Genomic DNA, 20,548 nt, shown 5'->3' with positions numbered 1-20,548 from the left:
TTCTATAGAAAGAAGCGAATCGTATGAGAAAACGTAGAACTAACCGGCTTAGATCACCAACGATGAGCGCAGCAGCTGAGAGTATATCTCCCATACCAATCCTACCAAATGACAAAGAGTACGAATTGAATCGTTGGCTATTCGTTACGGCACTGTTTATGGCATCACTCAATCTGAGACCCATTGTTTCATCTATTGCACCTGTCTTGGGAAGCATTCAACAGGATCTCGGCCTAAGCGGGGCTGTATCCAGCCTGCTCGTTTCTATTCCTGTGTTATGTATGGGAATACTTGCTCCGTTCTCTGTAAAATTGAGTGAAAAACTGGGAATTGAACAGGTCATCACCTTCTCCCTGACGCTGATCGGAGGCAGTACACTTTTACGCCTGTTTATCCATTCCGCTTCATTGTTATTCTTCACTACATTGTTATCCGGTATAGGTATTGCGATGATGGGACCTTTGTTATCGGGCTTTATTAAAAAGCATATGGCTGACAGGGCACCCTCCATGATTGCAATCTATTCTATGGCTCTAGCATTGGGTGCGGCACTTGGTTCGAGCCTTACATCACCCTTGCATTGGAGGCTTCAGTCGTGGCAAATGTCATTATCGTTCTGGGTGATACCTGTCATTATCGCTTTGCCGCTATGGTTTAATGTACAGAAGCGACAGCCTTCCAGCTCTAAACTGAATTCAACCGTTTCATACAGAAAATCGTTAGAACTACCTTGGCAAAAGGGAAAAGCATGGATTCTAGCCGCGCAGTTCGGAATGTTATGCCTTGTATTCTATTCCCTTTTAGGTTGGCTTCCCTTAATCCTTATTGGAGCAGGTGCATCCAAGCTTCACGCAGGGCTTATGGTTACTTTGTTCGCATTGATACAAATTCCGAGTGGTACCGTATTGCAGCAGCTTCTTAAAAGGCATGCTTCAAGACGAAACTGGCTCATCGTATCCTCCATGATGCAAGCTGCTGGTCTGTTACTTATTTTCTTTTCCACTTATCTATGGCTTGCTGTGTTCATTTGTGGTTTGGGATCGGGGATGCTGTTTGCACTGCTCAACTTGCTTCCGGTTGAACTGACTACTTCGCCTGAAGAGGCGGCCTCATGGGCGGCTATGACACAGTGCATAGGCTTTCTGATTGGAGCGTCCGGGCCATTCCTGACTGGTTATTTGCATGATCGTATGGGTCATTTTAATGCAGGAATATTGGCAATGGTATTCTTCTCTATAGTGATGGGGATCATATCCCTGACTATGATGTCTAAAGAGGATTCATTAATTTTATCAAAATAAAGTATAAGAATTGTCCAAATAATAGAACGCAAAAAAAGAATCTGGAGGTCTATTTTCATGAAAATTTTCGTAGCTGGTGCAAGTGGTGTTATCGGAAGATTGTTGCTGCCGCAACTCGTACAGGCTGGTCACGATGTCTTTGGCATGACGCGGAAAGAAGAGCAAAGAGGAGCTATTGAACAAACAGGAGCAAAAGCCATTCTTGCAGATGTGTTCAATCGGCAGCAAATGGTGAATATTCTAACAGAAGTTAAACCTGATGTTGTAATTCATCAATTAACCTCATTAAGTCAAGGCAGCTCGGCAGAAAATGCGCGCATACGCATTGAAGGAACCCGAAATCTGGTAGATGCGGCAAAACAGGCGAAGGTTCAAAAAATCATCGCGCAGAGCATCTCATGGGCATATGAACCTGGTCCAACTCCTGCGGTAGAAGAAACAGCATTAGATAAGTTTGCTCCTATGCCTAGAAATACAACGATTAACGGTGTTGTTGCCCTGGAGGAAGCTGTAAAAGAAATTCCTGCGTATGTCATTTTACGGTATGGTACCTTATACGGACCTGCAACCTGGTATGATAAAAATGGGGATACAGCAAAAAAAGTCATGAACCAAGAAATGAAGGCAACGGATGGGGTATCGTCTTTTGTTCATGTTGAAGATGCTGCAAATGCTGCTTTGCTGGCGCTGGGTTGGCCAACGGGTACGTATAACATTGTGGATGATGAACCGGCCAAAGGCATAGAATGGCTCCCTGTATACGCTCAAGCCTTGGGTGCACCAGCACCAGAAATTCAATCAGGAGCAGCTCCGTGGGAGAGAGGGGCTTCGAATCATAAAGCCAAAAACGAACGCGGATGGATTCTTCAATATCCTACTTGGAGATCGGGTTTTTCCAAGTCATTACAATAGAAATACCGTCGTGAATAGCGACGCCCTGAACCCTAATCCGAATAAATATATTACAAAAAAAGTCGCTACAATAGCGACTTTTTTTGGGGTTGGTGCAATTTTTTTGTGAAAGCAAAGCATACTACGCGTTTTCTTGTTCCTCAAGCAGTTTTCTCAATTTATGGCGCTGCCGTTTTTCCTTCTGACGACGCTCTCTGTCCTCAGCCTGCAAAGCCTTGAGTAATGATACACACATACCGATAAGAACCACAGCGAACGGCAGTGCCGCCACAATGGAGGCCGTCTGAAGGCCGTTTAATCCTCCGCTGATTAACAGTACGACCGCAATGGCAGATTGCATGATGCCCCAGGTTAATTTCACTTTTGCACTCGGGTCAAGCTTGCCATCTGAAGTCAGCATGCCCAGCACAAAAGTAGCCGAATCCGCTGACGTGATAAAGAAGATCATGATCAGGAGTGTGGCGATGAATGCCACGATCGTTCCTAATGGCAGCTGCTCTAGCATTAGGAATAAAGCCGTTGTCGTATCTTCCTTGACGGCCTCCGCCAGATGGACTGCATCAAACAATTCCAAGTGAAGTCCTGTTCCGCCAAACACCGAAAACCAGATGAATCCAAAAAGGCTTGGAATAACCATGACGTAAATTACAAATTCCTTTACCGTTCTTCCTTTGGATACCCTCGCAATAAAGGTGCCGACAAATGGGGCCCACGCGATCCACCATGCCCAGTAAAATAACGTCCATACTCCAATCCAGGTCTCTCTTGAGAACGGGGTCAACCTCAAACTCATATTAATAATATTTTGCATGTAACTGCCCAAGGTTGTCGTGAATGTGTCAAATATAAACGTAGTCGGACCCGTCACCAATACAAACAACATTAACAGCACAGCGATCACCAGGTTGGTGTTACTCAGAATCTTGATACCTCTATCCAGGCCGGAGGTTGCGGAGATTAAGTACAGTACCGTTACAACGCATATAATGACAACCTGGATTGTAATTGAGTTAGGGATACCAAATAAATAATTCAGGCCCCCACCGATCTGAAGTGCCCCCAAACCAAGCGAGGTCGCAACACCGAAGATCGTGGAAATGACTGCCAGAATGTCAATGAGCTTGCCAAGCCAGCCAGCAGCTAAACGCTCACCGATCAGAGGAATAAAAGTGGAACTGATTAGCCCTTTGTAACCTTTCCGGAACTGGAAGTAAGCCAGGGCTAGGCCAATAACGGTATAGATAGCCCAAGGATGCAGCCCCCAGTGGAAGAAGGAATAGCGCATAGAAAGTCTTGCGGCTTGCGTTGTTCCGGGTTCCGCTCCCTCCGGTGCAGATAGATAGTGGGATAGCGGTTCAGCAACTCCCCAGAAAACCAGTCCAATACCCATACCAGCGCTAAACAGCATGGATAGCCAGGAAATCGTTGAATATTCCGGTTCATCATCGTCATCCCCCAGCCTGATAATGCCAAATCGGCTAAACGCCAGATAAAAAGCGAATATCAGGAAGAAAAGTGTCGCCAGCAAATAAAACCAGCCAAAATTCTGAATAGAGAAGTTGTAGGCTGCGTTAGCTACACTCGCTAGCTGATCAGGAGCTACAGCTCCCCAGATTGCAAATAGTACAACGATAATCATTGTGATTGTAAATACCATGAAGGGACCTCCGTTATGTATCTTCAGCCAACTGTTCCTTAGTATGTGCTAATCCAGCTTGTCATCATGCGGAAAGCCAGCTGTTGATAAAATAAAACAAACCGACGTATATTGAAACACCTTCGGTTTGTTTTGCTCCATCGGAACGGCAATATTGTTCGAATAAATGCTTCGTTATGTGTCTGAAGATTTGCTGGCATATGTTCATCAAAGTCGCTATTTTAGCGGCTTTTTTTATTTTTCTTCCAGATTTTATTTTCTATTTTTTTACCATGACACATTGTGTCATACCAGTTGTTGTATGATTATGTCAGTTAAACGAAAGGAGCATATGCAGATGAGATTAACAGTCACCGTGAGCGATGATAAAAAACAGAAGGTACTTGAGATGGCAAAGAAAAATTTTGAGGAAAAGCATAGAGGAGTGTTTATTGAGATCGAACCTCTGCCCAGAGAGATACTCGAGCAGCGTGTCCAACATGGTAATGCCCCTGATCTGATCGAGTGGGACGGCAGCGACATCGGAAGCCTTCTCGATCGTAGAATCATTCTGGAGCTCAATAACCTGCTAGAAGATGGATCGTTCGACTTGTTGGACTTCTATCCGTCAATACTCCAGGCTACTAAGGATCAAGGGAGAATGGGAGCTATTCCGGTAATGGCGGAAACGACTGGGGTTTTCTACAACAAAGCTCTTTTTGACCAAGCCGGAATTGCTTATCCAAAGGAAAATTGGACCTGGGACGAATTTGTGAAAAAAGCCCGTATGTTGAACCGCTATGATGTGGATGGCGAAGTAATTCGCTACGGGGCTTATTTGGTCCCAAGGCTTCTTCCAGTTGAGCCGCTTGTGTGGAGCAATGGAGGAGCGTTTTTATCTGAGGATGGAACGAAGGCAGCCGGTTATCTGGATTCGGCTGAAACTGTTGAAGCGATTCAGAGGTACCTTGAAATGTACCACCCTCTAGAAATAACGCCTTTTGAGGATGTAGGAAGGGATACCTGGTTTTCCTGCTTTGTACACCATAAGATGGCGATGTATTACGATGCGAACTGGACGATTAAACCTATGGGGCAAGAGCAACGGGAAACGTTTGGTGTTGTTATGCCTCCTCGTATGGGAGAAGAGCCGCTGCGCAACATTGTCCAGGTTTATGGATACTGCATCTCCGCACAGTGCCAAGATGTGCAGCTGGCCTGGGCATTTCTTCAGGAGCTTGCTTCTCCACATACAGAGCCGGGCAGAGAATGGGCTAAACATAATCTGGTGGTATCGCGTACAGCAGCTGAAATAAGCGGACAGCAGTCCGATCCCTTATATATCCCTTTTCTCGAATCGTTAGAGAATGCAAGGCAGAGCGCATTTGATGTGTCCAGCATGAAGCTATGGCGTTTTTGGAACAATGATGCATTCCAGGAATGGATATTTCGAGAAAGTCGAATCAATGTAGAAGAACGTCTGGGGAGAATCGCAAGACAATACGACGAAATGCTTCATACATAGAAAAAAGGAACGTGTGGTGAGACAAAATGGGCAATATGCATCGAATTCTGTGGTTTGATGAGCAGGTGCGGTTCGGAAAGTACCCTAATAGCGGACATTTGTCGGAGCATTTTGAAATATCCGTTCGGCAGGCCTGTAGGGATATCGAATATTTAACCAATACGCTTTGTGCTCCTCTGATCTACAATCCTAAAAGGCGAGGGTATCAGTATGAAGATAAAACTTATGCACTACCCGCGCTAATATTGACGGCATCCGATATAGAAATGATACAAGCCATCATATCCCACCTAGAACAAACGGCAACGTTGTTCGGGGCAACCGCATTTTCAGAAAAAGCAGTAGGTCTGCTGCAGAATATAATTTCCCACTCTTCTTATGAAGGGAATAGGGACTAATACAAAGGTTTCCTTTGCTGATTGAAAACACTTTAAGGAGGACATTAGAATGTCACTACAAATTCGTCCATACTGCACTGAATTAGAGGAGGCAGTGAAAGATTTAAGTCACAAAGCTTGGATATTTTTTAAGTACAATAAAGATTACGATTATCAGAGAATGTGTTGTGTATTTAACGAGCACGAGCATTTAATTGGTGTGGGATACTTGCGGCATGGAATAGCTGATGATCATGATGTATTCGAAATTGAGATGCCTACTAATGAATTAGCGCTAGATCGTATGAATGAACTGAGAACGGCTCTTTATCCCGTATTTTTAGATATGTGTCGTAGGCTCCGTAATCCAAACAAAATAACAAAACTGGTTGCGTGGAAAGACTTTTATGGAGATAGAGAATTTTACGAAGAGAAAGGATTTCAAGCTTATCAGACCTATTATGTAGCAAAGCGTTCACTTGAAAAACCGATACCTGTGGTCAGTACGCCTGTTGGAGTCCAAGTTCAGTTTCACCCAATGGAATCCAAAGAGGAGAGAATCCGATATACCGAACTGGAAAATCAATTTTATCAAGGCGTCATATACCGAAGTGTAAATATGCTGGAATGGATGATGGGTGGCCCAGAGCTGCATACGATTTCCGCATTTGAAGGCGATGAACTTGTTGGCAGTGTTATGTGCTGGCAGACTGGTGCCGTTGAAAGATTATTCGTCATTCCGAGATGGCGTAATAAAGGACTGGCTAAACTGCTTATAACGAAGGCATATGAGTACCACATTAACAATGGCCGGAACGAAGTTAATACGCTGGTTAATGAACAAAATAGGGAAGCAATGAGCTTGTTGGAATCGATGGGGTATACCTTTCCTGTTAAATTAGAACTCAAAGCATTGGATGTTTAAAAAAGGACACTACGATTTCAGACAACAACATACTCCAAATTAAAGTCGCTATTTTAGCGGCTTGTTTTATGTTAACGGTACATTTTTTTCGGAGCCAAGGTCAGAAAAGGATAAAACATTTTATCTGAAATACGAAAATGACGAGTTTGTATAAAGCCGATCATATAGAATGTATATTGAGCATGCAATCCGAAATGGGGTAAAATCGACTCAAGCAAAATGATAATGATTATCATTATAAATTAACGAATTATTTTGCTACAATACATAAAACTTACGGGAGTGAAGGCAGACATGGCAAGTTCAGAATTTATGAAAATCAGGTGGATATCGCTTATAACGGCAGCAATGATTATGGTGACAGGTTGCGGATCGACAAGCGATCAAGGTGCGTCTACAGTACCTGCCGATCAGACTGGACAGGCAACGGCTGCGACCAGCGAGGCGCTACCTCAGACCGAAACACGCATTGTAACCGATGGCTTTGGAGAGGTAGCGATTCCGACCAATCCGAAGAGAATCTCAGCTCTTTATCGTGAAGATTATTTGGTTGCACTTGGGGTAACGCCTATTGTGCAATATTATAACCCGATGTGGGGTAAGCAGGATTATCTGAAGCTGGACGTGCCGTTGTTCGATGTAACAGGAAATATCGAAGCTTTGCTTATATCCGAGCCAGACTTAATCATCGGTGCGGGAGAGGTCGATGCAGAACAATACGAGCTTTATTCCAAAGTAGCTCCGACATTTCGTTTGCCGGACGATGTACTTGCGGATTCACGTAAAACTTTGACCTTAATCGCCGATCTGCTTGGTCTCAGCGATAAAGCGGAGCAGGTTATTGCCGATTATGATACTCGTATTGCCGATGTGAAAGCAAAGTTGAACTCGGCGATCGGCGATGAGAAGATCGTTGTTCTGCGGATGAACGTCGCAGACAAATCGATTAATATTTTCGGTATCCATAACACCTTTGTCGGAGAAATCTTGTATAAGGAGCTTGGGCTGAAGGCACCAGCGTTCGCCGAAGCGATGACGGAGGGCAATATCGTCTTGTCGAACGAGGTCATTCCTGAACTTGACGCGGACCATATTATTTTGCTTCCGTCCAACGGAACGTGGGAGGAAGAGAGTAACGCAAAAGCACTTGAAGAAATGAAGGCTAATTCGTTATGGAAGACCGTTCCCGCATTTAAGAACGGCCATGTATATCCCGTTGAAAGATCATACTGGCAGACGGGAGCCATTACGGCCAACGGGTTGAAGATGGATGATTTGCTTCGATTGTTAGCTTCATAACAGGGATCAGAGAGATTACGTTTATGGAGAAGGATCAGCACCATCATAGAGCAAGAACGAGTCACTCTTCAACGAAGGTTGAAGGGCGGCTCTTTTTAATTTACACTATATATATTGAGAATGAATATCAATTGAAAGGCGTTGGATAGTAAAAATGGATATTGAAGAGGGCAAACAAGCGGGGACGGCTCCTTCAGTTCAATATGTGCTACGATCGATCCGCTTCTTTGTTGTGGGTGAGCAAGGAGAAACAGGTGACTGGGACGGCGGAGACGGAGACGATAAGGAAGATTTCTATCTCTTCTTTATTATGAATGGAACGGGTCAAGGAAAATGCTATTTACAGGGACCTGGCAGACCTTTCTCTATTGAACAACAGGTTATAAACTGCAGCTATTACCGAATTTGCTTTACAACGATCGGCGATGGTGAAGTTTCAGGTTTGCTGCCGGATAAGCACGAGCTTTCCTGCGCACCCTTCGCGAAGGCGATGGATCTGCTTGATGAGTTATATGGACTTGACGGAGCGACAGGCGAGCTCGAGCTGTTCCAACGATTTGTCAAATTCCAGGAGCTGCTGCTCTATCTATTTCACCAAAATGCACCCGCAACCAAAGATAATGGAACAGATATCGAGCATCACGGGGTAGAGCTTAGTATACGGCACATTCATGAATATTACCGCGAGCTTCTGACCGTGGAGGATCTTGCTTCCCTTGCAGGCATTGATCGATGGAAGTATACCCGTCTGTTCAAGGAGATTACGGGTCAAGTACCGCTTCAGTACTTGAATGAAGTACGGATTAGTCAGGCCAAGAAGTGGTTGGCAAGCGCCGATGACAGGCTGCTCGATATTGCGCTCAATGCAGGATTCAACAATGAATATTATTTCAGTCGTCGTTTCAAGCAGACGGTTGGCATCTCGCCCGGACAATACCGCCGAAGCCGCAAGGGAGAGCTTAGAGTAGTAGCGCCGTATTTGGAGGATTTTCTCGTTGCGCTGGATATGCAGCCGATCGCTCAATATCGACATGAGAAATGGGGAAAACAAGACTATCTAGGTTTAAACCATATTCCGACGTTCGACGAGAACAGCGGCAACTTTGACGAGCTTTCCTCTTATAAGCCGGATCTGATATTGCTTGTCGATCGTTACGAGAAGCAGCAATATTCTCAGTGCCGACGCATATCCAACACGTGCATCCTGCGTGAGCCGACCACGAATTGGCGTACACTGCTGCGTACCGTGGCCGATTATTTCGGCCGGATGGACTTGGCCGACAATGCTATTACAAATTATGCTTTCAAAGCTCGGAACGCGAGCCACACGCTGAATAAACTTATGAAAGATGAAACGGTCGCTTTTTTGCGTATCTCGGCGGACCAGATCATCCAATATACGGAAGAAGCACAAGGCTTTGTTTCAACGGTTCTCTATGGTGATGTTGGCTTGCGCTCGCATGCCGCAGTAGGGATAACCTCAAAATTGAATAAACCGGGTATGTTCACTCTCTCTGTAGAGGAACTAAGTGCGTTAAACGCGAACCATCTGTTCATTACTTTCGATAAGTGGCATAGCCAAGCAGAAGGGAAGGAAAGGGCACTACTGGAGCAGCCAGAGTGGCGCGATCTTCCCGCTGTAAGAAACAACCGCGTTTACGAAGTTGATTTTCTAACCTGGATGAATAACGGAGTTATTTCTAACGGCAAAAAAATTGATGATATCCTGCGATCGTTAGCGTGATTTTTGTTTTCCTTACGACCAGTTGGTCTGCTCCTCCGTTTTGTATAAAGCAAACGTCGATTTTGTTCATTGTTATTGTTACGTTGTCGAAGTTACAATGATAATGATAACTATTATCATAAGCGCGGATATTTACATAAGCCGGCAGGAGGAGGACTTCAATTGACTGAGCAGCTTGAATTATACGATGTGACCATTATCGGCGGTGGTCCTGCGGGAATGTATACTGCTTTTTATAGTGGAATGCGCGATTTAAAGACGAAGTTAATAGAAGCGAAAGAAGAGCTGGGAGGGCGGATGCTTATTTATCCCGAGAAAATGATCTGGGACGTTGGAGGAGTTACCCCCATCCTATGCGAGAAGTTAATCGCACAATTATCGGAGCAGGCGAAGACGTTCGACCCTACCATTGTATTCGGCCAGCACATTATCCGATTGGAGAAACAAGCGGATTCAACCTACATTCTGGAGGCGGTAACAGGGGAGAAACACTGGACACGCACAGTCATTCTGGCGATCGGGCGCGGCATTCTGCGAATGGCGAAGCTGGAACTGGAAGGGGCTGAGCGCTACGAGGTGTCCAATCTGCACTATACGGTACAGGAAATGGAGCCTTTTAGAGGGAAACGAGTACTTCTTTCGGGTGGGGGAAACTCAGCTGTCGATTGGGCAAACGAGCTGGCTTCCATCGCTGCTCAGGTGACGGTTGTACACAGGCGGGATCACTTTGGCGGACATGAAAAAAATGTTATTCGAATGAAGCAGTCCTCTGCCGATGTGCTTACGCCATATGAAATTACACAATTATACAGCGGCAATGGAAAGGCGATTGAACGGGTGACGATTGCCCACATCGAATCTGGGAACTCGCACGAGCTAGAAGTTGACGAGGTTATCATCAACCACGGGCTGAAATCCGATTTTACAGGAATCAAGGATTGGGGGCTGGATATGGACGACTGGAACATATTCGTCAGCCCGAAACTTGAGACGAACTTGCCAGGTATTTTCGGGGCTGGCGACTTTGTTAATTACGACAGCAAGCTGAACCTGATTGCAGGGGCGTTCACGGATGCTGCCTTAGCGCTTAACAGCGCCAAACGATATATAGATCCCGATGCACCGCGAATGGCTTATGTATCGTCACATAACGAAAGGTTTAAAGAGCGTAACAAAGCGCTTGGCGTATCCGATAAATAGCAGGGTCTGCAGCCAGTATACGAATAGAAAATGGGTATAATCGCAACTGGCCATGGATGAGCAGACAGAAACAATTGTAATAACAATCGGCCCACATACACTCGTGTTTGAGCTAGATAGACTAACACCCTTAATATGTACGTAAGACTAAACAAAGCCGCTATTTTAGCGGCTTTGTTTAGTTTGTCGGTATAAGTTCCCGCCAATGACAAGAACTTGTTCTCCATTACCGATTAGATGAATATTTGTTCTTTCAGTGTAAGTTCAGTTACTTCATTGACAATGAAAGCTTGACAAGGACAAAACATCCATATATAACTAAATTAGTTATAACCATTATGGTTATATTTAAAAATAAAAATTGGAGGTTAATATGAAAATCATAAATCATTTTATACCTGTTTTTACCGATCAACTGGAATTAACTGTTGCATATTATGAATCTCTTGCTAACCGATCTATGGATCGCACATGGAATATTCCCGAGGCTGGCTTATCTTTAGCCACAGTATATCCTTACGTCATTGTATCTGGAAGTCCAGAGGCCTTGGAGCCTGCTAAATCACTCCGTGCAGTGGTGTATGTTGATTCTATGAACGAATTGAAGGCAGAATTAAAAAAGCAAAATACCCTTATCGTAAGAGATCAGCATGGTCCTATTGGTCCAAGCGTTTTTGTTCAACATCCTGATGGCAGTTTTATTGAATATGTTGAGCCTGCGCAAGCTTCTGTCTGAATTGGTGCAAAATCCAAAAATGTAAAATAAGCTACTCCAGTAGAGGAGTAGCTTATTTTACATTTGTCTTCATGCGTAGTTGTTCTACAATCTGAGCTAGAGTAACAGAAGCTAGTTCATGCTCCATAGCCTTCTGTGCATTAGAGAGTTGGGGTAATAGAACAGATTCAATGTTCATTCCTACTGAACAATTTGGATCAGTATCCTTGTGAATTTTGAAAAGCTCATTTCCATCCACAGATTCGACTGCTTGGAAAATATCCAGTAGGGTTAATCTTTCAGGAGGTATCAAAAGAGAAGCCCCGGCAACTCCTGGTTTTGTATCAATATAACCTGCTTTTTTGAGCTGGGCCATAATTCTTCTAATGACTACAGGGTTACTATTTACGCTACGGGCAATTCGATCGCCTGTACTATATAGAGGGTCCAGTGAGATCATGGAAAGAATATGGACGGCCATCGAAAAGCGACTACTTATTTGTTTCAATCTACTCACCTTCTTGCTCAATAGTATAGTTTCATTTAAAGAACAGGTCAATCAACTGCTGTATCAGGTTAACGGAAGGATAAAAAATCACTTCCAATTCAAATCTATCTATAACACAGTCGGCTATGGCTGCGAGTTCCGGGATTTGGAGGAGTCGAGCCGGGAGTCCATCGAATCATTCTGCTTCTACAAGTTGTGGGGAAGGTGCAAACCCACTTCCGTCATAGCTATAACCGCCCACAATTTGATTGATGTGCTAATTCAATACCTTTTACGATCGCATCTTCTGTTCCATGATCTAAAGCCCTCCTTATTTATTCAAAAGGATAGGTACTTACTCCATGCTCCAATTGAACCGTTCTGAGATAACGAATAGCAGCATAGAGGCGTTCGACTTTAGCAAACCCGCATTAATCATCATTAACAACCTCCGATTCGATTAGTGATATATACTCGAGGTTGTATTCAGTAAAGTTGTTATATTACGATCTCGTATGTCTTCGATTGTTCTTCTGTTCATTCATTGCTGAACCATTTCCTTCTTTTTATCTTGAAGTCCATGCTCATATAACACATACTTAAATTTATTTACTCAATCACCACGGCTTAGCGGGAAAAACTTCTCGGTCTTACAGGGGGTGGAAGGTTGTGAGCACAAAAATTACCAGATGGACCCTGCGATCCAAATTCATCGTAATCTTGCTGCTCTTCGGTGTGCTTCCCATGATTGTTATCGGCTGGGCTGGTTATAATGCCTCCAAGCGGACAATCATTCACCAAGCTATGGAAATCCAGTCTCGTCTACTCGAACAGACAGTTGCCTCGGTTGACCGCGAGCTGTCCATGTACCAAATGCTCGCCGGATCGTTTGGGCAGGAGGAAAGCGTCCGCCAGATGCTTGATCCGGAATCTTCTCCGGACGATCTAAAGCGGTACATCAAGGAATGGGATATGTTTAATCAATTGATGAGCAAGCTGGTATTTTCCAAATTCGAAAAAACGCCCTCCATCATAATTTACGGTTATAACCGCAAAGTGTTCACAAGTTGGGGAGCGGATGGCAGTAGGCTAGCCGATTATCTGGACAGCAAGGCAGAGTTCAAAAAAGTGCTGAAAGCCGGAAGCGGTGGACGGTTCGTGTGGGTAACTCCACATCTGGCGTTCGATCCGTCAAGCACAACAGAGCCTATGCTCACTTATGAGGCTGGATATACGGATACAGAAACCGGGGCAGAGTGGGGGAAAATAATGATTTCGGGTTCGGTGGCGACCTTGGTAGACGATCTGGCTTCAAATAACCAGTTCATCATCGCGAAACCAGATGGTTCACTGGTGTATTCTGCCTCAGACACAACCGTGCCTGTTGTGATCCTCCAAGAAGCGGTTGCAACGGATTACGGTAAAGTCACCACCGTACTAAATCAGGGTGAGAGCATGGACAATTCTCTCTATATATCCGCCAAGCTTCTGAATGATTGGGTTGTCGTCAAGGAGATTCCCTACCAGAATTTCCTGTCCGAGCTTGGACAAATCCGCAACATCCTGTTGGTGGTCATCGGACTCTGCGCATTACTGTCCATCCTGCTTGGACACTTGTTCACCGGCCGAATTCTGCGGCCGATTAAGCAGATGGTCCGGGTCATGAGAAGGATCGGGTCAGGGGAATGGACGCATGTTCAGCTGATTCGCACCGACCCTGAGCTTGATATGCTCCAGCGTTCATTCCTGAGCATGACCTCCGATTTGAAGGAATTGCATGAGCGTATGGAGATGGAGCAGCGACAGAAGCTAGAGCTAGAGTTGCAAACACTGCAGTCGCAAATTCAGCCCCATATGATTAAGAATACGCTGGCGGTGATCAGTGGGCTGGCGCTACATGGACAGATGGAGAAAATCCGTGAGGTCGTCCATGCTCTGGGATACTTTCTATCATCAAAAATATATCCGGAGAACCCGCTCGTGACTGTTAAAGATGATCTGGATGCGCTGCAGCATTACCTGACAATTATGCGGATTCGCTACCCGGATCGCATTCATGTCCTGATTGATGTACCAGACGCACTACTTGGGCAGTACATCCCCCGCTTTACTTTGCAGCCGCTGGTGGAGAACAGTATCTATCACGGTATGTACGGTGAGGCGGCGATCCATATCTGGATACAGGCCTATGATATATCCGACACCTTCACCATCACCGTATCCGACAACGGGGCCGGTACAGCCAGTCGTCCACTCGAAGCGATCGTAGAGGCGGAGGATATAGAGCAGATGCAAACATATTCCGGTATTGGGTTGTCCAATATTCAGCAACGCATTGCCCTGTATTTCGGTGGTGCAGGAACCTTGCAATTCGAAAGCTCTCCAGGATCTGGCGCTCAGGTGGAGATATCGCTGCCGAAGCGACAATGATCTTAAAAAAAGCTGTGTTCATAAGGAGGCGACAACATGTCCATTCGAACGATGCTGGTAGAAGATGAGTGGCTAATTAGAGAGGCCCTGCTAAGAACAGTGCCCTGGGAGCAATACGGATTTGAAATTGCGGGCCAGGCGAGTAATGGAAAAGACGCACTCGATATGTTCATCCAGCTGCAGCCGGATGTTGTGATTACGGATATTCGCATGCCGGGAATGGACGGGCTGGAACTGATCGGCTGTATCCGCGAGATATCACCGACAGTGCTGATTTGTATACTAAGTAGCCATACCGACTTTGGGCTCGTTAAGCAGGGTATACGCTACGGAGTGTTCGAATATATGGACAAACTGAATCTATCATCCGGAGAGGTCGAACACTGCCTGGAGCGGCTATATAATTCCTTTCACGGGCAGCTTTCCGAGCAGCGTGGTGGTTCCAGACTGCTGGAAGCGCCACAGCCTGAAGTCCGGATACTTGAGCTTCAGTCTCCATCCGCCTGGCTAAAACAGTTCAGGCCAAGTGCGCGGGATTGCGCTGGCTGGAGATGGATTATTATGCTGATGGACCGGGAAATATGGGGGCAGACGGATATTCACGCTTGGCTGGAGGGGTTTCCCTATCCAGCCGTCATTGCGGAGAGGCGATTATTCGTTGACACCGAGCAGCGACTGCATCTTATTCTCGAGGACGAGATTGAAGCGCCGCGCCTGCTACTAGAGCGCTATGAAGATACGGGCATACTGATCAGTTCCAGAGTAGCCGGACCGAACGAGTGGGAGAAGGCTTACCGTGAAGCTGAGGAGTTGCAGGCGGACTTATTCTATACGGGCTGGAACCATATGGTCGAGTATGAGCACAAGCGTATATATCAAATGTCCGTCCCGGTACTTCAGGCTCAACAGGAGGAAAATCTGATTGCCTTGCTGGCGGGCGGCAATGCGAATGCCATCATGGATTGTTTAGATCAGCTGATGCAGGACGCCGAGCGGCGCTGCGTTCATCCGAAACGGCTGGTTCAGGCGCTAACGATGCTGCTCACGCGGAATATTCCCGGCAGATATTTTCATCGTGAGCATATCGCAGCTTGGGGGGAAAGTATAAGTCTTGCCCATTCCTGTACGACCGCCAGACAATTCATGGAACGTATGTCAACCGCTTTAAGAACCGTGATGCAGGACAATGAACGTTCTGTGACCATAGATGTGGAATCAGCGATCCGCTATGTGCAGGAGCATTATTCAGAGAAGCTAACGCTTGGCCGCTTGGCCGGTGCTGCTCATCTGAATCCAAATTATTTCTCCACGCTGTTTAAGGAACAGACTGGAGAGACGCCAATGTCCTTCGTGGCCAGCCTTCGGGTGGAAAAGGCTAAAGAGCTGCTCCGGCGCAGGGAAGTAAGCATACAAGAGATTGCAGAGCAGGTAGGTCTGCATAATCTCAGTCATTTCTCACGGGTATTCAAAAAAATGACAGGAAAAACACCCTCAGAATACCGCGGATATCTGTAAAACAGAACACAAAACTGAATATTCGACTAACCAAGGGGGAATACCCCTTTTTTTGCGTTATTATGTTATATATATGATATTTTAAATGACATAAACATAACGGAAAGCGCTATCATAAAAATGAATAACTCAACAATTGTACTGAAATTTGTGCAAAGACAAAAGCCTATAACTCTATTATAGTTACATCAAGTAAGAAATACTCACACATTTGAACTTGGAGGGGACTACATGAGAAATTGGTTTAAACCTTTGATTGGAATTATGGCCAGTGCAGTGATGCTGGCCGGATGCGGATCGAGCAAAGCAGATAACACAGCGGCGAATACATCAGCTTCGGAGCAGGAAGTAACCATCAAATTCATGCTATGGAACGACAGCGCTTCAGAGCGGATGTATGATGAACTGGCTCAGGCGTTCGAAGCGAAAAATCCGGGCATCACCATTGATTTTACCAAAAGTGATGCAAACACCTACAGTGAACGTTTAACCGTTACGCTGACAGGCGGTGGCGAGGTTGATGCTTTTGCTTTTAAGAGTCTGGATGAATATTACAAGCTGGCCTCGTCGGGGCGCGCGCTGCCACTCGATGATCTTGCAGCTGCTGACAACACAGAGCTTTCGGGTGTTCAATCCTTCTTTAAAGATCTGAAAATTAACGATAGACTGTACGGCTTGCCATTCCGTTCGGACGGCTGGGCGCTCTACTACAATAAAGATCTTTTTGATCAAGCGGGAGTTGCATATCCCGGCGACGACCTGACTTGGGAGCAATATGTTGAACTAGCCAAGAAGATGACAAGCGGAAGCGGGACAGATAAAATATACGGTTCCTTTATGCCGGACTGGCCGCAGACCTGGTACTCCTATGGACAGCAGCTCGGAAGCTCGCTCTACAGTGACAACTTGACCCCTTATGTGGAAGGACTCAAGCTGCGCAAGGAGCTGTCGGAAAGCGGTGCACAGCCTTCCGTAGCCGAGAATAAGGCAACCAATGCACATTACAGAACGGCTTTCCTCACTGGGAAATATGCCATGGTTGTTACGGGAACCTGGTTCCCGGGCATGCTGGAACAGGATCAGAAGGACAATAAGCTCAACTTTAACTGGGGCATGACGTATGTTCCTCATCCGCCGGGAGTGCAGAAGGGCACAACAATGACTGCAGTCGTTGTTCATGCCGTGAACTCGGATTCCAAGCATCCCGAAGAAGCCAAGAAATGGATAAGCTTCATTTCCAGTGAAGAAGGGCAGAAGATCGTGGCCAAATATCAGACACCGGCTTCCTCAGCAGATAGTGTCAAGGATCAGTACAAGGCAACCTTTACCAATGACGCGGTGAACATGGATGCCATCTTCAACATTACATCTGTTCCGGAACGAGAATTACGTAAGGGGATTACCCAGATGAATACGATCGCGACAGAAGAAGGAGAATTAGCATTGCTGGGCGAGCTGACACCTGAGGAAGCAATCGAGAACATCAAGAAGAGAAGAGAGCAAGAGATTCAATAGATCAAGAGGTAGGAAGTGATGAAATGTCTTCTTTGAATAAAAGCACGCTAGGGACACAGGAAACCAGGCTGTTGAAAAAAAGCAAAAAACCGTCATTGTGGCAACGGATGATGCATCCGCAAGCGAGAACAGCCTATCTCTTTTTGCTCCCAAATCTGCTAGGGTTCTTGTTATTTATCGCTATTCCGAGTGTGATGGCGTTCGGGCTTGGCTTCACAGAATGGGACGGGTATAATCCGGTGAAATGGAACGGTCTGGATAATTATTTCCGGCTTGTGCGGGACGAGAACTTTCGAATTGCTTTACAGAATACGCTGCTCTACACCTTTGGCTCCTGCCTGCTCGTTATCATTGCATCTCTATCATTGGCCTTGCTTGTTAACCGGAAAATGAAAGGGATGTCGCTCTACAGAGCGGCATTCTTCTTCCCCCATATTGCATCGTTTATCGCAGTAGCGGTGGTATGGCAGGCCATTTTCAATCCAACGCTCGGACCGCTGAACATGTTCCTCAGCAAGTTTATGGAGCACCCCCCCGGGTGGCTGGTCAGCTCGAACTGGGCTTTGCTCAGCATCATACTTGTTTCTGCCTGGAAGATGGCTGGCTACTATATGCTGCTGTTCCTAGCCGGTTTGCAGGGAATTTCCAAAGAGCTGTACGAGGCAGCCAACATTGACGGTGCCAATATTCTGCAGCGCTTCCGCAATATCACGCTACCTATGCTATCTCCAGTGACGTTCTTTGTCATCATTACCTGCATTATTAATCTGTTCAAGTCATTTGATCTTGTGTATGTCATGACCGGTGGTGGTCCGGGCCGCTCCACGAAGCTGCTTGTCTATGATATCTTCGTTCAATCGTTTCGCAATTCCGCATTTGGTTACGCCTCGGCTGAGGCCATCGTGCTGTTCCTTATCGTTCTGACGATTACTTATGTTCAATTTAAGGGGGAGAAACGATGGGTCAACTACTAGGTCGAGCAGTGCCTAAATCACTGGCGCATCTGTTCATGATCTTAATATCTCTGGTCATGATCGTGCCCTTTCTGTGGATGCTGTCCACCTCCTTCAAGTTGCAGGAGGAAGTGTTCCAGTATCCGATACAGTGGATTCCGCAGGTATTTCACTTCGAGAATTACGCCGAGGTATGGACCAGTATTCCATTTCCATTATACTATTTCAACTCTCTGAAGGTCTCTATCCTGGTTACTCTGGGGCAGTTGATTACCTGTTCTCTGGCTGGGTACGCTTTTGCCAGATTGGATTTCCCCGGGAAGAACCGATTGTTCATCATGTATTTTGCAGCCTTTATGATCCCTTATCAGGTCATTATGATTCCCCAGTATTTCGTCATTAAGAAGCTAGGCCTTGTCGACAGCCATTGGGCACTAATCCTGCTGGAAATCTTTAGTCCCTATGGCGTGTTCCTAATGCGCCAGTTTTTGTCGGGAATCTCGAAGGAACTTTCTGAGGCGGCGCGGATCGACGGTTGCAACGAATTTGGCATCTTTGCGAGAATTATCATGCCGCTGGCCAAGCCAGCGTTAGCAACGCTTGGAATCTTCGCTTTCTCCTGGGTGTGGAATGATTTTCAGGCTCCACTTATTTATCTTACCAGCGACAGTCTTAAGACATTGCCGCTCGGCTTGGCCAGTCTGAACGGAGAGTTCACATCGCAGACCCAATTGATTATGGCCGGTACTGTACTGTCGCTTATTCCGGTAGTCACTGTATTTCTGTTCTTCCAACGATACTTTATCTCGGGCATTACCGCCGGTTCTGTGAAAGGATGAAAACTGTGAAGAGAACTCTAAGTACCAACATAAAATGGCGTGAGCACATCGATTATGCAGTCCTCAAAACGAAACACAATTTGTCCCGGTACAATCAGAAGTTCCCCCATATTTCCAATGACAAGTGTTATGAATGGGGCGATAACGAGGACTGGATCGAAGGCTTCTGGACCGGGATAGTCTGGTTATGTTACGAGTACAGCGGTGACGAATATCTGCGTTTGCAGGCTAATAGCCAGATTGACTGCTTTCATCGCCGGCTTCAGGCCCAACATGCTCTAGAACATCATGACATTGGCTTCCTATATGGATTATCCGCACTTGCTGGCTGGATCGTTGAAGAGGATGAGCGGCACAAACGGCTTGCACTGCAAGCCGCTGATCATCTACTGGGACGTTGGCGAGAGACATCTGGGCTCATTCAGGCTTGGGGGCCGGAAGATGATCCGGAGAATGGGGGGCGTATCATCATCGACTGTTTAATGAATCTCCCGCTTTTGTACTGGGCTTCGAGTGCAACGGGCAACCCCCGTTATGCGGAGGTTGCCGTCCGACAGGCCGAGTTGTCAAGGAAATTTCTTGTGCGGGGAGACGACTCGTCCTATCATACCTTTTATTTTGACCCAAACGGAAATGCCATTAGAGGGGGAACACATCAAGGCTACAGTGACGGTTCTACCTGGACACGCGGACAGGCGTGGGGCATCTATGGATTCGCTCTATCTTATCGCTACACAGAAAACATCAATTTTCTGGAAACCTCGAAACGCCTTGCTGCTTATTTCATAGAACGAATACCGGCTGATGGCATCGTCTATTGGGACTTTGATGTTCCCGTGAACGACTCTACCAGTAGGGACAGCTCTGCTTCCGCCATCGCTGCTTGTGGCATGCTGGAACTACTGGAGCATCTAACACCTGACGACCCGCAGAGGCAGCGATTAGAAGATGCAATCTTGCTGACCATGAGGGCACTAACCGATTCTTCAATGGGCATGGCACAGGAAAACGAAGGCCTTATCGATCATGGATCATACCATGTCAGGGGTAACTATGGGCTGGATGGTTATATGATCTGGGGGGACTATTTTTATCTTGAAGCTCTACTTCGCCTGGAAAAGCAGATTCCTGGGTATTGGTATGAGCGGGGCAGCAGCTCTCATGCAGGTGGTTAA

Annotated in this window: 17 protein-coding genes; 15 read left to right on the top strand and 2 right to left on the bottom strand. The window is 46.0% G+C overall.

What is annotated here, in order from left to right:
• Positions 1-23 precede the first annotated feature (23 nt).
• Together ACQSGY_RS27200 and ACQSGY_RS27195 are read left to right on the top strand one after the other, a co-directional pair.
• The gene (locus tag ACQSGY_RS27200) at positions 24-1,301 is read left to right on the top strand and encodes a CynX/NimT family MFS transporter (RefSeq protein WP_427181726.1); all 1,278 of its coding nucleotides are present in this window, start codon (positions 24-26) and stop codon (positions 1,299-1,301) included.
• Positions 1,302-1,358: 57 nt separating this feature from the next.
• Positions 1,359-2,213: an NAD-dependent epimerase/dehydratase family protein gene (locus ACQSGY_RS27195; RefSeq protein ID WP_427181724.1), complete on the top strand. Its 855-nt coding sequence runs from the start codon at positions 1,359-1,361 to the stop codon at positions 2,211-2,213.
• 121 nt (positions 2,214-2,334) lie between these two features.
• Here the strand turns inward: ACQSGY_RS27195 and ACQSGY_RS27190 are convergent, their stop codons facing one another.
• Positions 2,335-3,870, bottom strand: a complete 1,536-nt coding sequence (locus ACQSGY_RS27190; protein ID WP_427181722.1) for a glycine betaine uptake BCCT transporter — start codon at positions 3,868-3,870, stop codon at positions 2,335-2,337.
• A 337-nt stretch (positions 3,871-4,207) separates the two neighbouring features.
• Here ACQSGY_RS27190 and ACQSGY_RS27185 point away from each other — a divergent pair, with 337 nt between their 5' ends.
• The 7 genes from ACQSGY_RS27185 (at position 4,208) to ACQSGY_RS27155 (ending at position 11,655) form a co-directional block, all read left to right on the top strand.
• Positions 4,208-5,374, top strand: coding sequence for an ABC transporter substrate-binding protein (locus ACQSGY_RS27185; protein WP_427181721.1), 1,167 nt, complete (start codon positions 4,208-4,210; stop codon positions 5,372-5,374).
• 26 nt (positions 5,375-5,400) lie between these two features.
• Positions 5,401-5,772, top strand: a complete 372-nt coding sequence (locus ACQSGY_RS27180) for a hypothetical protein (protein WP_427181719.1) — start codon at positions 5,401-5,403, stop codon at positions 5,770-5,772.
• A 49-nt stretch (positions 5,773-5,821) separates the two neighbouring features.
• Positions 5,822-6,676, top strand: a complete 855-nt coding sequence (locus ACQSGY_RS27175) for a GNAT family N-acetyltransferase (protein WP_427181717.1) — start codon at positions 5,822-5,824, stop codon at positions 6,674-6,676.
• A gap of 294 nt (positions 6,677-6,970) precedes the next feature.
• Positions 6,971-7,975: an ABC transporter substrate-binding protein gene (locus tag ACQSGY_RS27170; protein WP_427181715.1), complete on the top strand. Its 1,005-nt coding sequence runs from the start codon at positions 6,971-6,973 to the stop codon at positions 7,973-7,975.
• Between the two features lie 154 nt (positions 7,976-8,129).
• Positions 8,130-9,719, top strand: a complete 1,590-nt coding sequence (locus tag ACQSGY_RS27165; RefSeq protein ID WP_427181713.1) for a helix-turn-helix domain-containing protein — start codon at positions 8,130-8,132, stop codon at positions 9,717-9,719.
• Between the two features lie 162 nt (positions 9,720-9,881).
• Positions 9,882-10,919, top strand: a complete 1,038-nt coding sequence (locus tag ACQSGY_RS27160) for an NAD(P)/FAD-dependent oxidoreductase (RefSeq protein WP_427181712.1) — start codon at positions 9,882-9,884, stop codon at positions 10,917-10,919.
• A 373-nt stretch (positions 10,920-11,292) separates the two neighbouring features.
• Positions 11,293-11,655, top strand: a complete 363-nt coding sequence (locus ACQSGY_RS27155; protein WP_111270911.1) for a VOC family protein — start codon at positions 11,293-11,295, stop codon at positions 11,653-11,655.
• A gap of 52 nt (positions 11,656-11,707) precedes the next feature.
• Here ACQSGY_RS27155 and ACQSGY_RS27150 read toward each other — a convergent pair whose 3' ends face one another.
• Positions 11,708-12,142: an Rrf2 family transcriptional regulator gene (locus tag ACQSGY_RS27150; protein ID WP_188591977.1), complete on the bottom strand. Its 435-nt coding sequence runs from the start codon at positions 12,140-12,142 to the stop codon at positions 11,708-11,710.
• Between the two features lie 648 nt (positions 12,143-12,790).
• Here ACQSGY_RS27150 and ACQSGY_RS27145 point away from each other — a divergent pair.
• The 6 genes from ACQSGY_RS27145 to ACQSGY_RS27120 all read left to right on the top strand — a co-directional run bounded on the left by ACQSGY_RS27145 (position 12,791) and on the right by ACQSGY_RS27120 (position 20,548).
• Positions 12,791-14,551 (top strand): sensor histidine kinase, encoded by a 1,761-nt coding sequence (locus tag ACQSGY_RS27145; protein WP_427181709.1) that lies wholly within the window; start codon positions 12,791-12,793, stop codon positions 14,549-14,551.
• 36 nt (positions 14,552-14,587) lie between these two features.
• Positions 14,588-16,066 carry a response regulator transcription factor gene (locus ACQSGY_RS27140; RefSeq protein WP_427181708.1) on the top strand — a complete coding sequence of 493 codons (1,479 nt, stop codon included), beginning with the start codon at positions 14,588-14,590 and terminating at the stop codon, positions 16,064-16,066.
• A 231-nt stretch (positions 16,067-16,297) separates the two neighbouring features.
• A complete protein-coding gene (locus ACQSGY_RS27135) occupies positions 16,298-17,581 on the top strand; it encodes an ABC transporter substrate-binding protein (protein ID WP_427181706.1) in 1,284 nt (427 codons plus the stop codon).
• Positions 17,582-17,604: 23 nt separating this feature from the next.
• Entirely contained in the window at positions 17,605-18,555 is a 951-nt protein-coding gene (locus ACQSGY_RS27130) for a carbohydrate ABC transporter permease (protein ID WP_427181704.1), read from the top strand.
• Positions 18,556-18,590: 35 nt separating this feature from the next.
• Positions 18,591-19,373 carry a carbohydrate ABC transporter permease gene (locus ACQSGY_RS27125; RefSeq protein WP_427181703.1) on the top strand — a complete coding sequence of 261 codons (783 nt, stop codon included), beginning with the start codon at positions 18,591-18,593 and terminating at the stop codon, positions 19,371-19,373.
• 5 nt (positions 19,374-19,378) lie between these two features.
• On the top strand, positions 19,379-20,548 hold the full coding sequence (locus ACQSGY_RS27120) for a glycoside hydrolase family 88 protein (protein WP_427181702.1): 1,170 nt from the start codon (positions 19,379-19,381) through the stop codon (positions 20,546-20,548).

Source organism: Paenibacillus sp. TC-CSREp1 (assembly GCF_050171015.1).
Lineage (GTDB): Bacteria > Bacillota > Bacilli > Paenibacillales > Paenibacillaceae > Paenibacillus > Paenibacillus silvae.
Note: the sequence above shows the minus strand (reverse complement) of the source record. Positions and strands in the feature narration are given on the sequence as shown.

Coding starts and splice junctions, on each gene's coding strand:
- ACQSGY_RS27200 (WP_427181726.1), top strand. CDS start 24: ATGAGAAAACGTAGAACTAACCGGCTTAGATCACCAACGATGAGCGCA.
- ACQSGY_RS27195 (WP_427181724.1), top strand. CDS start 1,359: ATGAAAATTTTCGTAGCTGGTGCAAGTGGTGTTATCGGAAGATTGTTG.
- ACQSGY_RS27190 (WP_427181722.1), bottom strand. CDS start 3,870: ATGGTATTTACAATCACAATGATTATCGTTGTACTATTTGCAATCTGG.
- ACQSGY_RS27185 (WP_427181721.1), top strand. CDS start 4,208: ATGAGATTAACAGTCACCGTGAGCGATGATAAAAAACAGAAGGTACTT.
- ACQSGY_RS27180 (WP_427181719.1), top strand. CDS start 5,401: ATGGGCAATATGCATCGAATTCTGTGGTTTGATGAGCAGGTGCGGTTC.
- ACQSGY_RS27175 (WP_427181717.1), top strand. CDS start 5,822: ATGTCACTACAAATTCGTCCATACTGCACTGAATTAGAGGAGGCAGTG.
- ACQSGY_RS27170 (WP_427181715.1), top strand. CDS start 6,971: ATGGCAAGTTCAGAATTTATGAAAATCAGGTGGATATCGCTTATAACG.
- ACQSGY_RS27165 (WP_427181713.1), top strand. CDS start 8,130: ATGGATATTGAAGAGGGCAAACAAGCGGGGACGGCTCCTTCAGTTCAA.
- ACQSGY_RS27155 (WP_111270911.1), top strand. CDS start 11,293: ATGAAAATCATAAATCATTTTATACCTGTTTTTACCGATCAACTGGAA.
- ACQSGY_RS27140 (WP_427181708.1), top strand. CDS start 14,588: ATGTCCATTCGAACGATGCTGGTAGAAGATGAGTGGCTAATTAGAGAG.
- ACQSGY_RS27135 (WP_427181706.1), top strand. CDS start 16,298: ATGAGAAATTGGTTTAAACCTTTGATTGGAATTATGGCCAGTGCAGTG.
- ACQSGY_RS27130 (WP_427181704.1), top strand. CDS start 17,605: ATGTCTTCTTTGAATAAAAGCACGCTAGGGACACAGGAAACCAGGCTG.
- ACQSGY_RS27125 (WP_427181703.1), top strand. CDS start 18,591: ATGATCTTAATATCTCTGGTCATGATCGTGCCCTTTCTGTGGATGCTG.